The following is a 14580-nucleotide window of genomic DNA, read 5'->3' as shown; positions in this document are numbered from 1 at the left end:
CATTTTTAATGTAAGTTTTGTATGTTTTTTTGTTATAATTCCAATTCGCCATCCCTCTCCTGCCTATATTTTTCGGCAAGAATCCGCAAAAAAGCGGATATTTGCTTAATTGCAGTCTGAGTCTGTGCCGACACTTCTTTGTTTTGCATCCGCAACAGGAGAAATCCGTAAAGGGCTTCAAAACAAGTCTCTATTTCTGGCACGTCCGTTTTTTTGTTTTTAGCCCGTAGTTCCACAATATAGGGCAAAGCGTTATAATAGGCTGTTGTATAGAATGCTTCCTGTGGCGACTTCTGCAAACGCAAGTGCAAATCGGTTAAATCTATGATGATATTTTTATTTATCTGAAGATGCCCCGTTTGCGCAACATGTTCCAACCGCATCATTTCCACCAGATTGGCATACCAGTCATGTATTTGTTGTTTTACGTCTTCCGGCTGATTGAATTTATCAATAATATTTTGCTGAATTTTATTGATATCCAATCCGTTGGCACGAATCAAATCTTCTACCTGCCACATATACAGCAGGTATTCGGCAATATTTTCTTTTTTCTTTTGTTGAGCTATCAGCACGATGTATCTTTCTTTTAGAACAAAGATAGTGTAAAAAAATTGTTTGAAAATTAGTCGCTCTTTAAATTACGTTATCTTTGTCCGAAATATAATGTATTTGTAATGAATATCAATATTGTTTCTTTTAATATTCCTTTTCCGGCAAATTATGGAGGTGTTATAGATGTCTTTTATAAAATAAAGGCATTGTATAAAGCGGGTGCAAAAATCACGCTACATTGTTTTGAATATGGAAGGGAACATTCCGACGAATTGAATAAATATTGTGCCGAAGTATATTATTATAAAAGAAAAACCGGCTTCTTATCGCAGTTGTCAACCTTACCGTATATTGTAAAAAGCAGGGAAAACGAGAATTTACTTCGCAACTTATTGTCGAACAATTATCCTATCTTATTTGAAGGATTACATACTTGCTATTATATAAACAATCCGGAGTTGAGGCATCGCACAAAAATAGTCAGGGCGCACAATATAGAGCATCATTATTATTCGGGGTTGGCAAAAACAAGTGGTTCTGTTGTTGAAAAAATATTTTTCACGATAGAGAAGTTCCGTTTAAAAAAGTTTGAATCCCAACTAAAATATTCCGACTATATTATTCCTTTATCCCTGTCTGACGCCAGCTACTACAAGCAAGTGTATGGAGAAAACAAGACGGTTTATATCCCTGTTTTTCATCAAAACAAAGATGTTGATATAAAAACAGAAGTGTTGCATCCTTATTTGCTTTTTCATGGAGACTTAAGCGTTTCGGAAAACATAAACGCGGCCATATTTCTCATCGAAAATGTGGCTAAGGCCGACCGTTCTTTAAAGCTTATTATAGCAGGAAAAAATCCGGATACCTCAATTAAAAAAAGCGCCTTGTCGCTAAACAATGTTTCCGTTCAGGCAAGTCCAAACCATGACGAAATGCAGGACTTAGTCCGAAACGCATCCATTAATATATTGTACGCAAAACATCCGGCAGGAGTAAAACTAAAACTAATAAACACCTTGTATTCGGGACGATACTGTATAGCTAATCATGCCATAACCGAAGGTTCGGGGTTGGATAGTTTGTGTATAGACTTTCCCGAAAATCAAACCGGTCTTCTAAAAACTATTTGCGAATATTACGAAAAAGATTTTGATGAAAAAGAAATCATTATAAGACAGAGTGTACTCAATGAGTTATACAATAACGATTTAAGTTCCGAGAAAATAATTAAGCTGATAAAATAACAAAAAGCCTGTGGTCTCTACCATTGTGTCAAAAGCAAGTATAGAAAACTGAAATCATATAAAATAATCTGCAAAGAAATTTAATGTTACTTAAAAATGCGCCTTTATTAAAATATTCCGACGGAGTGTTTTTGTGATCGTTACAAAAATATTCCGCAAAAGTGTTAATAGCTCATGCCCTCCCAATAGATTATATTTCAATCCACTAACCCAATATTGATTTTATTACATGCCGTAACATGCTACGCAAAACATGTTGTAGAGTTAAAAAATTAGGAAACGCAGGTGTTTACAGGGAGAATATTTTTTTTTATAACTTTGCCAACCAGATTATTCAATAGAATCGTATTACATACTTAATCTTACTTATGGCTAAAAAGATTTTTTTTCTGATATTCCTTGTAACCGCATTTGCCAGCAAAATATTTGCACAAGATCCGGTTTCATGGTCTTTTAAATTAGTGGATAAAGGCAACAGCGAAGTGGAACTTACCGCAACTGCCACTATCCAGAAAAATTGGCATATTTACGACATAAAAGTGCCTCAAGACGGACCTAACCCTACTACACTTTCGATAGACGCGATACAAGGCGCAACCAAAGTAGGCTCATTCAGGGCAACACGCGCCGCCCACAAAGAGTTTGACCCCGTTTTTGAAATGGAAATCGGATTCTTTGCCAACTCGGCAACTTTTGTACAACGCTTCAAGGTTACAGATAAAGCCAAATTCAAATTGGAAGGTGACGTCCGGGCACAAGCCTGCGACGATCAGGCCTGTATGCCTCCGATACCCATAGATTTTAAATTTTCGTCTAAAGACCTGCCTGCGACTTTAGTTGTAGCCGACGATAAAGGTGACGATACCGCCGCCGAAGGTGACGGAGAATCGGATTCGATAGCAACAACAACCGACTCGGTAGCAGCAGTAGCTCCCGCAGCCACAACATCGACTGATGGAAACACTGATTTATGGACACCTGTTATCGAAGAATTAAGAGAATATGGTGCTGCCGGAAGTGTTGAAAACAGATCGCTTCTGATGATTTTTGTTCTTGGTTTTGGTGGAGGATTGGTAGCCCTGCTAACGCCTTGTGTATGGCCAATGATACCGATGACAGTGAGCTTCTTCTTGAAAAGAAATAAAAAAAGCAGAGCCAAAGCAATAAAAGACGCGTTGACTTATGGCTTTTCCATTATAGTTATCTACGTACTGTTAGGTTTGGTTATAACCGGTATATTTGGTGCGAGCGCACTGAACGACTTATCTACAAGCGCTCTGTTTAACCTCATATTCTTTGCAATACTTGTTTTGTTCGCAGCTTCATTCTTGGGTGCTTTTGAATTGGTACTTCCTTCTTCGTGGACAAACAAAATGGATAGCAAAGCCGATTCTACAACAGGTATCCTCAGCATATTTTTCATGGCATTCACACTGGTGTTGGTGTCGTTTTCATGTACAGGCCCTATTATCGGTACACTGTTGGTCGAAGCAGCCAGTACAGGCGCAATCATTGCTCCGGCAACAGGTATGTTTGGATTTGCCATAGCACTGTCTATACCTTTCTCTTTGTTCGCAATCTTCCCTTCTTGGCTCGAAAGCATGCCAAAATCGGGCGGATGGCTGAACTCAGTGAAAGTGGTTCTTGGGTTCCTTGAACTTGCACTTGCTCTTAAATTCCTTTCGGTTGCCGATATGGCTTACGGATGGCGCATATTGGACAGAGAAGTATTCCTTGTACTTTGGATTATCATATTCGCGCTGTTAGGACTTTATCTGCTTGGTAAACTTAAATTTTCGCACGACAGCGATTTGAAAAGCATTTCCGTAACCCGTCTTTTCTTGGCTATGATATCATTAAGCTTTGCGCTATATATGGTTCCCGGTCTTTGGGGTGCACCGCTTAAATCTATCAGTGCTTTTGCCCCACCGTCAACTACGCAAGATTTTAATCTGTACGACGGAGCCGTTCACGCTAAGTTCGACAATTACGAAGCCGGTATGGAATATGCCCGTCAGAATAATAAACCCGTATTGGTCGACTTCTCCGGTTTTGGTTGTGTAAACTGCCGTAAAATGGAGGCTTCGGTTTGGATTGACCCACGAGTTAAAACATATCTGGAACAAGACTACGTTCTTATCACACTCATGGTTGACGACAAAACCAAACTTGCCGAGCCAATTGAAGTAACCGAAAACGGTAAAACAAGCAAACTGAAAACCTTGGGCGACAAATGGAGCTATTTGCAACGCCATAAGTTTGGAACCAACTCGCAACCATATTATGTAACGCTCGATCATAAAGGCAACCCAATAGGCCCATCTTATGCTTACGACGAGGATGTGGACAAGTACATTAAGTTCCTGAAAACAGGGTTAAGCAATTTTGGTAAAGAAGAAGCAGAGGCAACAGCCGAATAAAAACTAAATGTCTTATGATAAAAGATAGCAGATTTCGCCGAAGTCTGCTATTTTTGTATAAAAAAAGATTTCTTATTTCCGATGAATACTAAAGAACAAAAAATGCAGGCTTTTGGCCGCCTACTCGATACGATGGACGAACTACGTGTAAAGTGTCCTTGGGATGCAAAACAAACAAACGAAAGCCTGCGTACCAATACAATAGAAGAAACCTACGAGCTGTGCGAAGCAATCATCCGTAACGACAACCAAGAAATAAAAAAAGAACTTGGCGATGTGTTGCTCCATGTGGTTTTTTATGCAAAGATAGGCGAAGAAAAGAACGCTTTCGACATTGCCGATGTATGCAACGCCCTTTGCGACAAGCTTGTGTTCCGCCATCCCCATGTTTTTGGCGATGATGCGGCAGCAACAGCCGGCGAAGTAGAAAAATCGTGGGAGCAAATAAAGCTTAAAGAAAAAGGAGGTAACAAAACCGTACTCGAAGGCGTACCTGCATCGTTGCCATCAATAGCAAAAGCCCACCGCATACAAGACAAAGCCCGCAATGCAGGTTTCGACTGGAATCAGAAGGAAGACGTCTGGCAAAAAGTGCAAGAAGAATATCAGGAACTACAATCGGAAGTAAGCCAAATGAACCCCGACCGGATGGAATCAGAATTCGGAGACCTGTTTTTCAGCCTCATCAACGCCGCGCGCCTCTATAAAGTAAATCCCGATAATGCTCTGGAACGTACCAACCAGAAGTTCATCAGCCGCTTCAACTATATTGAGCAGAAAGCAAAAGAACAGGGCAAGGACATAAAAACCATGACCTTAGCCCAAATGGACGCACTCTGGAACGAAGCTAAAAATACAGAGCAATAAAATATCCTTTCCTGAAGCAAAAAGCAAGGCTATTACATTTTGCAGACGGAAAACAAATAAACAAATGCAAATTACGTTTGTTAGAATATAAATAAGTAAATTCGTGCCTATTTCATTAAATCATAATATGTCAACACTCCAAAAAGCTATCGAAAACCTTAAAGTTAAAGGCTATCTGGATATGCCAATACCTGAGGGTACAAATCTGGTTGAAGAAATAAACCGGATGCGAAAAGAAAAAAATGCCATTATTTTGGCTCACTATTATCAGATAGGCGATATCCAAGATATTGCCGATTTTCTGGGTGATAGCCTACAATTGGCACGGGCTGCCGAAAATACGGATGCCGACATGATTGTTTTTTGCGGCGTTCACTTCATGGCTGAAACTGCAAAAATACTGAACCCCACCAAAAAAGTTGTCTTGCCCGATCTTCTGGCTGGTTGTTCGTTAGCCGACTCTTGTTCGGGCGAAGGCTTACGGGCTTTAAGAGAAAAGCATCCCGATGCCATTGTTGTGAGCTACATTAATTGCGATTCGACGGTAAAAGCCGAAAGCGATATTATCGTCACTTCGTCTAACGTTGAACACATCATCAACTCATTGCCACAAGATCAAAAAATAATATTTGCTCCCGACCGCAATCTGGGGCGCTATATCAATCAGATAACAGGGCGCAACATGATTCTTTGGGATGGAGCTTGCATCGTGCACGAAGCTTTCTCGCTTGAGCGTATTGCTCAACAAATGCTCGAACACCCCAATGCTAAACTGATTGCCCACCCCGAAGCTCAAAAACCAGTGTTGCAAGTGGCGCATCATGTAGGGTCCACTGCCAATCTGTTGAACTATGTAGTGAATGACGATTGCAGAGAGTTTATCGTTGCCACCGAAGAAGGAATCCTCCACGAGATGCGTAAACGCGCTCCGCACAAAAAACTTATTCCCGCGCTGACAGTCGACGAGACCTGCAATTGCAGCGAATGTCACTTTATGAAGTTGAATACAATGCAAAAATTGTATTTGTGCATGAAATATGAACTCCCCGAAATCTTGATGGACGAAGAACTACGGTTAAAAGCTCTACGCCCTATAAACAAGATGTTGGAGCTTTCGAAGAATATCAAATAAACATGATGGGATGATATATACAGATGTATTGGTGATAGGGTCTGGAATTTCAGGACTATCGTATGCGCTGAAAATTGCACAAAAGAAACCCGATGCAAAGATTACGGTTCTCACAAAATCGGACGACGAAGAATCGAACACAAAATATGCACAAGGCGGCGTAGCTGTCGTAACCAACTTCGAAACAGACAGTTTTGAAAAACACATTGCCGACACCTTGCGTGCCGGCGACGGGTTGTGCAAAAAAGAAGCCGTTGAAGTAGTGGTGAAAGAAGGCCCCGAAAGAGTTCGTGAAATTGTGGAATGGGGAGCAAACTTCGACAAAAATAACGAGCAAACTTTCGACCTTGGCCGCGAAGGCGGACATACCGAAAATCGGGTGGTTCACTATAAGGATATAACAGGTGCTGAAATTGAACGGGCTCTTTTGGAAGCAGTAAAACACAAGCCAAACATCGAACTGCTGAATCATCACTATGTGATAGACTTGATAACCGAGCATCATGTACCAAACGAATCGTTCGACAAATACAATCTGAACTGCTATGGGGCATATGTGCTGAATCTGAAAACCGGAAGGATAAAGAAAATGTCGGCAAAAATAACCCTCATGGCAACAGGTGGTTGCGGGCATGTTTATAAAAACACAACAAACCCCCTTATTGCAACAGGCGACGGTATTGGCTTGGCTCACCGTGCAAAAGCCAAAATCAGCAATATGCAGTTTATACAATTCCACCCCACAGCATTTTACAGCGGAAAGGCCGGACAGTTGTCGCTCATATCGGAAGCCGTGCGTGGATTTGGAGCTAAGCTCCGCACAGTATCGGGCGAACCTTTCATGCACAAGTACGACGAACGGGAGGAACTCGCCTCGCGCGACATCGTAGCCCGTGCCATCGACAATGAGATGAAACTCCGGGGCGACGACCATGTTTGCCTGGATTGCCGCCATCTGGATCACGATAAATTTATGGCACATTTCCCCAACATTTACCAACAATGCAAGGACGAGGGTCTGGACATGTTTAATGACTTGATTCCTGTGGTTCCGGCTTGTCATTACCTTTGCGGAGGAATTGAAGTAGATTTGGTGGGACAAAGCACCATCAAAAATATGTTTGCCGTTGGCGAATGTTCCAACACGGGGCTGCACGGGGCAAACAGGCTTGCTTCGAACTCACTTCTCGAAGCCCTTGTTTTTGGTCACCGGGCTGCCATGAAAACCGTTGAAAGGCTGGCCGAAGATGACTTCAACTACATAAACCTCAATAAAGTACCCGAATGGAACCAAGAAGGGATGCGTGTAAACGAAGAGATGGTATTGCTCAATTATTTACGCAAAGAGTTGCAAACGCTGATGAGCGATCTCGTGGGGATAGTCCGCAGTAATGCCCGGCTGAAATTAGCAAAACAAAAAGAAGAAGAAATTTACCGTTCGGTAAAAGAAATATATAATTTTTCAATCCTTTCGCCTCAACTCTCGGAGCTGCGAAACCTTGTGAGCGTTGCTTTCCTTATCATAACGCAAAGCATAGAGCAGAACGAAAACAGGGGGGCATTCTATAACAAAGATCTTGACAAAAATGCATAGACCCGATTACGTTACCTCCGAAAACTTGCGGCACTTCATCAGCGAAGCCCTGCGCGAAGATGTGGGCAGTGGCGACCATTCAACTCTGGCAAGTGTTCCCCAAAATTCACAGCAAAAAGCACGTTTGCTCATAAAGGACGATTGCTTATTGGCCGGTGTAGATTTGGCACAAGAGATTTTCCGTTATTACGACAAAAGCCTAAAAGTGGAAGTTCTGAAAAATGATGGCGAAAAAGTACAGAAAGGCGATATTGCTTTCATTGTATCGGGTTCTGCCCGCTCCATTCTTACTTGCGAACGCCTTGTTTTAAACTGCATGCAGCGAATGAGTGGAATAGCAACTTCGGCTGCAGAAATGGCCACATTGGTAGCCAACACAAAAACAAAAATACTGGATACCCGCAAAACAACCCCGAACTTCCGCATGTGCGAAAAATGGGCTGTCTATATTGGTGGAGCGCAAAATCACCGTTATGGGCTTTATGATATGATTATGCTTAAAGACAATCATAACGACTATGCGGGGGGAATAACCCAAGCCGTTGAAGCAACCGTCAGATACCTGAAAGAAAACAATCTTGACTTAAAGATAGAAGTTGAAACCCGCAATCTGGAAGAAGTGCGGGAGGCTATTGCTACAAAGCAGGTCGATATTATTATGCTCGACAATATGACGCCTCAACAAATGACGGAGGCCGTAAAGCTTATCAATGGTACAGCAAAAACCGAAGCATCGGGAGGTATAACCATCCAATCGGTTAAGGGCATAGCAGAAACAGGTGTCGATTTCATTTCATCAGGGGCTATTATCTATTCGGCTCCCGTAAAAGACATGAGTCTGAAGGCATTTGTATAAAAATAAGATAATGTTATTCTGCTCTAAAACAGGCTGATGGGATTTATAGTAAAATATTTAGAACCGATAGATTTTTATCTATCGGTTTTTTATGTACAAAATCAGACGATTTCATTATCAAAGCCAAATAACATTGTTCCTCCGTATTTCAGAAAAGGGGTAATATATTGCCAAAAAAAATAAAATGATTTATTTATTCTTCTCTTTTCAAAAATTGTCGGTGTCAATAGATTGAATAAGCAAATAAGACATCAAATTTATTGATAAAAAGGTATTATATCCCAAACAAAAAGACTACCTTTGGGTGGTTTTTTTCGAAGTTAATTTTTTCAGAATCAGGTATTATAATATTATAAAACTTACGATTCGGAATATTTTACGTAGAAATATCTGGAAATAAATACATTGGATAACCTATATACTAAATAATTATATTAAATAAACATGGCAAATCTAAAAGAAAAGCTGTTTACAGATTTCCCTCCCGTTACAACGGAAGAATGGATGGCAAAAATTGTTGCCGATCTGAAAGGTGCTGATTTTGAAAAGAAGCTTGTTTGGAAAACAAACGAAGGCTTCAACGTTAACCCCTTTTACAGAAGTGAGAATATAGAAGGCTTAAAAACTGCCGATGCTCTTCCCGGAGAATTTCCTTATGTGAGGGGAACAAAAAAAGACAACGAATGGTATGTACGCCAAGACATAACCGTTGTTGACATGAAAGCAGCCAACGCAAAAGCATTGGATATTTTGGAGAAAGGTGTAACTTCTTTGAACTTTATCATTAAAAGCGACGATGTTACAGCCGATAACCTTAAGGTTCTTTTAGCAGGCATCTGCCCCGAATCGGTTGAGTTGAACTTCTCTACTTGTCACAAAAAATCGCTCGAGTTAGTGAACCTTTTAGCCGACTATCTAAAATCTAAACAGGTAGACTTGTCAAAATGCGTGGGCTCAGTAAACTTCGACCCATTCAAACTAATCCTTAAAAAAGGCCGGGATAATGCCGATTGGGTAAAACAAGCCACTGAGATTGTCAAGGCTGCCGAAGCACTTCCTCTGTTCAGAGTGTTGGCCGTTAATGGTCTTGCCTTCAACAATGCAGGTTCTTATATATATCAGGAATTGGGTTACGCCCTTGCTGACGGAAACGAAATACTGAATAAACTTGTAGAAGCTGGTGTAGATGCTGCAACAGTTGCCAAAAAGATTAAATTTAATTTTGGTATCAGCACTAACTACTTTATGGAAATCGCAAAATTCCGTGCTGCCCGTTGGTTGTGGGCCGAAATAGTAAATGCTTATACTGACGATAAATGCGCAGCTAAGATTTACAGCCATGCCGAAACATCGACATACAATACAACAATTTTCGATGCTCACGTAAACTTGCTTCGTACACAAACCGAAGCGATGTCGGCAACGATTGCAAATGTCAATTCTCTTACCGTTCGTCCTTTCGACGAGTCGTTTAAAGAAGCTGACGATTTCTCAGAAAGAATTGCCCGTAACCAGCAACTACTTCTGAAAGAAGAATGCCATTTCGATAACACAACCGACCCTTCGGCTGGTTCTTATTATATCGAAAACCTGACTTCTTCCATAGCAGAACAAGCTTGGGCATTGTTCCTTACTGTTGACGAAAAAGGATTCTATGAAGAATTGAAAGCCGGAAGCATCCAGACTGCAATCTGCGCTTCGGCCGAAGCACGCCGCAAATCTGTTGCTACCCGTCGTGAAATTCTTTTGGGTACTAACCAATATCCTAACTTCACAGAAAACGCTTCGGCCAAGATTGTTAAAGACATTGATGCCGTTTGCGGATGCGGATGTTCAACAGGCGAGGCTCAATATATGGCTCTACCAACAACCCGTTTGGCTGCCGATTTCGAAAAGCTTCGTTTGGCTACCGAAAAATCGGGCGCACCTAAAGTATTTATGCTTACAATCGGTAATCTGGCTATGCGTTTGGCTCGTTCTCAGTTTGCGTCAAACTTCTTTGCTTGTGCCGGTTATAAGGTTATCGACAACTTAGGTTTCGAAACTGTTGAAGAAGGCGTTAAAGCCGCTTGCGATAAAAACGCGGATATCATTGTTATCTGTTCCAGCGACGATGAATATGCTACTTATGCACCTGAAGCTTACAAACTGGCTCAGCAAAATAACAAACACTTTGTTGTTGCCGGAGCTCCTGCTTCAACCGAAGAGCTGAAAGCACAAGGCATTGAGCATTTCATCAATGTTAAGAGCAACGTTCTTGATACTTTGAGAATCTTTAATGCGAAATTGGGAATCGAATAACATTAAACAGGAGAGAAAACAATGAAACCAAATTTTAAAAATATAGATATAAAAAATACAGGATTCGCAGCCACAAACGCTGCCGAATGGACTGAAAAGAACGGGATCAAAGCCGACTGGCTTACACCCGAATTGATACCTGTAAAATCAGTTTACACAAAAGAAGATTTGGAAGGAATGGAGCATCTTAACTATGCTTCGGGTATTCCTCCATTCTTGCGCGGACCTTATTCGGGCATGTATGCTATGCGCCCTTGGACTATCCGCCAATATGCAGGTTTTTCTACGGCATCCGAATCGAACGCGTTCTATCGCCGTAACCTTGCATCAGGACAAAAAGGTCTTTCCGTAGCTTTCGACTTAGCTACTCACCGCGGATACGATGCCGACCACCCTCGTGTTGTTGGCGACGTAGGTAAAGCAGGGGTTTCTATCTGTTCGGTCGAAGACATGAAAGTTCTTTTTGACGGTATTCCTTTGAATCAGATGTCAGTTTCTATGACTATGAACGGTGCCGTTTTGCCTGTTCTCGCATTCTACATCAATGCAGGTTTGGAGCAAGGTGCTAAGTTAGAAGAAATGGCAGGTACGATACAAAACGATATCCTCAAAGAATTTATGGTGCGTAACACATATATTTACCCACCAGAATTCTCCATGAAAATCATTGCCGACATCTTCGAATATACATCGCAAAAGATGCCTAAGTTTAACTCTATCTCAATTTCGGGATACCATATGCAGGAAGCGGGTGCTACTGCCGACATCGAGTTGGCTTACACTCTTGCCGATGGTATGGAATACCTGAAAGCGGGTATAGACGCGGGTATCGGTGTCGACACTTTTGCTCCACGTTTGTCGTTCTTCTGGGCTATCGGTATGAACCACTTTATGGAGATTGCCAAAATGCGCGCGGGACGTTTGTTGTGGGCTAAAATCGTGAAAAGTTTTGGCGCTAAGAACCCAAAATCGTTGGCGTTGCGTACTCACTGCCAAACTTCAGGTTGGTCTTTGACAGAGCAAGACCCATTCAACAACGTTGGCCGTACATGTATCGAAGCTATGGCAGCCGCATTAGGACACACACAATCGCTTCACACCAACGCTTTGGACGAAGCTATTGCCTTGCCTACCGACTTCTCGGCACGTATCGCACGTAACACTCAGATTTATATACAAGAAGAAACTCAAATCTGTAAAGAAATTGACCCATGGGCAGGTTCTTACTACGTTGAGACACTAACAAACGAACTTGTACATAAAGCTTGGGAGCTTATTCAAGAGATACAGAAACTTGGCGGAATGGCTAAAGCTATCGAAACAGGTATTCCTAAAATGCGTATCGAAGAAGCTGCCGCACGTACACAAGCCCGTATCGACTCTGGCCAGCAAACAATTATCGGTATCAACAAATACCGTTTGGCTAAAGAAGATCCTATTGATATTCTTGATGTTGACAACACAGAAGTTCGCCGTCAGCAAATTGAACGTCTGAACGATTTGAAATCTAAACGTGACGAAGCAGCCGTTAAGAAAGCTCTGGAAGCCATCACCGAATGTGTTAAAACTAAAAAAGGTAACCTGCTTGAACTTGCTGTCGAAGCAGCTCGCGTACGCGCAACATTGGGCGAAATTTCCGATGCTTGCGAAGTTATTGTAGGTCGTTATAAAGCTATAATCAGAACTATATCAGGCGTGTATTCATCAGAAACGAAAAAAGACCCATCATTCCAAGAAGCTTGCGATATGGTGGCCAGATTTGCCAAGAAAGAAGGTCGTCAACCTCGTATCATGGTTGCTAAAATGGGACAAGACGGTCACGACCGTGGTGCCAAAGTTGTTGCAACAGGGTATGCCGACTGTGGATTTGACGTAGACATGGGGCCATTGTTCCAAACTCCGGAAGAAGCAGCCCGTCAGGCAGTAGAAAACGATGTGAACATCTTAGGTGTATCTTCGTTGGCTGCCGGTCACAAGACTCTTGTTCCACAAGTTATAGCAGAACTCAAGAAACTTGGCCGTGAAGATATAGTAGTTGTGGCAGGAGGTGTTATTCCGGCTCAAGACTACGATTTCTTGTACAAAGCCGGTGTAGCTGCAATATTCGGCCCGGGTACTCCTATCTCGAAATCTGTTATTGAAATGATGCGTATTTTGTTAGCCGAATAAGAAAAAACGGCTTCAACATAAAACTTTTTTAACGAGGAAGTGTTCATTAAAGAAATGCTTCCTCGTTGTTTTTTTATTATACGATTACTAAACAGTTTTAGAAAATACAGATTAGTTTCTTATTCGCTCTATTTTTCATGAATTTCGCTCTCCAACTTAAATAATATTCATATATTTATCGAAGATTTTTATTAACAAATTAAATTAACGGATATGTTGAAAAATTACTTTAATAAGTTTACCTTAACCTTGTGCATTCTATTGATGGGTGTCGGCACAGCAACTTCTCAGATAAAATTCGGGTTGAAAGCCGGTTTTGATGTTGCCGAAAACAAAATAAGCAAAGATATATTGAATGCGCACAACAGGATGGGCTTTCAGGTAGGGCCAACAGTACAGTTTGGTTTACCATTGGTAGGTGTTGGCATTGATGCCGCTCTTTTATACGGCTATAAAGATTATAAGCTGAAAGATAATGATTATGACGCAAAACTTTCGAACTACAACTACCTGATGGTACCTGTGCATATTAAAAAAACATTCTCTCTTCTTGGCACTTTGGGCGTATATGCTAAAGGCGGACCTTATGCCGAACTTAAGTTAGGTGGTGGAGATTTTAAGTTTAATCAGGAGAGCCTTGACAAAATCAAGTCAAAAAGCTTCGGTATGGGGCTCGACTTTGGTGTAGGCGTTAACCTATTCAGCAAACTCGAAGTAGGTATGGATTACCGCTTTAAATTGACCGACAACTATGGTGAAGACAAAATAGGTGTTACCGACGCAATATTTAAAAGTAAGAAAGATAAAACTTGGAACGTTAATGTAACTTACCTGTTCTAATATTGCATTGTTGTACAACCAATAAAAATGAAAAAGAGCAGTTTCCCTAAATAAAGAAAACTGCTCTTTTTGTATCTTATAAATATTTTCCGATCACTACCACATCAAGGTAACTTTAAAAGAACGAGATGGTGGCAGATAAGTGTTAGGCGTGTTATCGAACAAATCGTTTGCCGTTACATTAAAACGGATAAAGTTTATACCATATTCGTAATTAATGGTTTCGGTAATGTAATTTCCTCCATCGTAAAAATTACTAATAAAAGGTAATGGACGATATGTACCATCGAGCAATACCGCAGCAACGGTTGCACCGTTCTCAACAACATTTCTGTTTAATTGGCTCACATTTCGGAATTCGTAATAGTAACATTCATCATCCGGATCCCATTGCCATTTGCTTTCGTCAACATCCATTGTCAGGATAGCCCATTGAGTACTTTCTCCTGGAGGGCCCATTGGTCCGGGGTCTCCATCACACGAACTTGCTGTAAAAAGAAAGCCGAGCAAAAGCATCGTTATTCCTAAGTAAGATAAAATATTCTTTTTCATATTTTTAGTGTTTGCATTCATTAAAAAATATAGACAAAGCTAATAAA

The 14580-nt window shown here is 41.1% G+C and carries 11 protein-coding genes; 9 read left to right on the top strand and 2 right to left on the bottom strand.

Annotated features, from left to right (window positions below):
* Nucleotides 1–32: 32 nt before the first annotated feature.
* Nucleotides 33–575, bottom strand: coding sequence for a DUF4924 family protein (locus M2132_RS07630; RefSeq protein WP_280672751.1), 543 nt, complete (start codon nt 573–575; stop codon nt 33–35).
* Nucleotides 576–677: 102 nt separating this feature from the next.
* Here M2132_RS07630 and M2132_RS07625 point away from each other — a divergent pair, with 102 nt between their 5' ends.
* The 9 genes from M2132_RS07625 (at nt 678) to M2132_RS07585 (ending at nt 13981) form a co-directional block, all read left to right on the top strand.
* Entirely contained in the window at nt 678–1802 is a 1125-nt protein-coding gene (locus M2132_RS07625; RefSeq protein ID WP_280672752.1) for a glycosyltransferase, read from the top strand.
* A 368-nt stretch (nt 1803–2170) separates the two neighbouring features.
* Nucleotides 2171–4222, top strand: a complete 2052-nt coding sequence (locus M2132_RS07620; protein WP_280672753.1) for a protein-disulfide reductase DsbD — start codon at nt 2171–2173, stop codon at nt 4220–4222.
* Between the two features lie 81 nt (nt 4223–4303).
* Nucleotides 4304–5089: a nucleoside triphosphate pyrophosphohydrolase gene (gene mazG, locus M2132_RS07615; protein ID WP_280672754.1), complete on the top strand. Its 786-nt coding sequence runs from the start codon at nt 4304–4306 to the stop codon at nt 5087–5089.
* A gap of 127 nt (nt 5090–5216) precedes the next feature.
* Complete coding sequence (nadA, locus tag M2132_RS07610; protein WP_280672755.1) at nt 5217–6221, top strand: quinolinate synthase NadA; 1005 nt, start codon at nt 5217–5219, stop codon at nt 6219–6221.
* 10 nt (nt 6222–6231) lie between these two features.
* On the top strand, nt 6232–7815 hold the full coding sequence (gene nadB, locus M2132_RS07605; RefSeq protein ID WP_280672756.1) for an L-aspartate oxidase: 1584 nt from the start codon (nt 6232–6234) through the stop codon (nt 7813–7815).
* The gene (gene nadC / locus M2132_RS07600; RefSeq protein WP_280672757.1) at nt 7808–8671 is read left to right on the top strand and encodes a carboxylating nicotinate-nucleotide diphosphorylase; all 864 of its coding nucleotides are present in this window, start codon (nt 7808–7810) and stop codon (nt 8669–8671) included. Before nadB ends, nadC begins: the two co-directional genes overlap by 8 nt.
* A 444-nt stretch (nt 8672–9115) precedes the next feature.
* On the top strand, nt 9116–10972 hold the full coding sequence (gene mutA, locus M2132_RS07595) for a methylmalonyl-CoA mutase small subunit (RefSeq protein ID WP_280672758.1): 1857 nt from the start codon (nt 9116–9118) through the stop codon (nt 10970–10972).
* A 21-nt stretch (nt 10973–10993) separates the two neighbouring features.
* Nucleotides 10994–13141, top strand: a complete 2148-nt coding sequence (gene scpA / locus M2132_RS07590; protein ID WP_280672759.1) for a methylmalonyl-CoA mutase — start codon at nt 10994–10996, stop codon at nt 13139–13141.
* 213 nt (nt 13142–13354) lie between these two features.
* The gene (locus tag M2132_RS07585; RefSeq protein WP_280672760.1) at nt 13355–13981 is read left to right on the top strand and encodes an outer membrane beta-barrel protein; all 627 of its coding nucleotides are present in this window, start codon (nt 13355–13357) and stop codon (nt 13979–13981) included.
* A gap of 96 nt (nt 13982–14077) precedes the next feature.
* Here the strand turns inward: M2132_RS07585 and M2132_RS07580 are convergent, their stop codons facing one another.
* On the bottom strand, nt 14078–14533 hold the full coding sequence (locus M2132_RS07580; protein WP_280672761.1) for a hypothetical protein: 456 nt from the start codon (nt 14531–14533) through the stop codon (nt 14078–14080).
* Between the last annotated feature and the right edge of the window lie 47 nt (nt 14534–14580).

It is taken from the genome of Dysgonomonas sp. PH5-45 (assembly GCF_029893235.1).
In the GTDB taxonomy this organism is placed as follows: domain Bacteria; phylum Bacteroidota; class Bacteroidia; order Bacteroidales; family Dysgonomonadaceae; genus UBA1309.
This window is presented reverse-complemented; position numbering and strand designations above follow the sequence as displayed.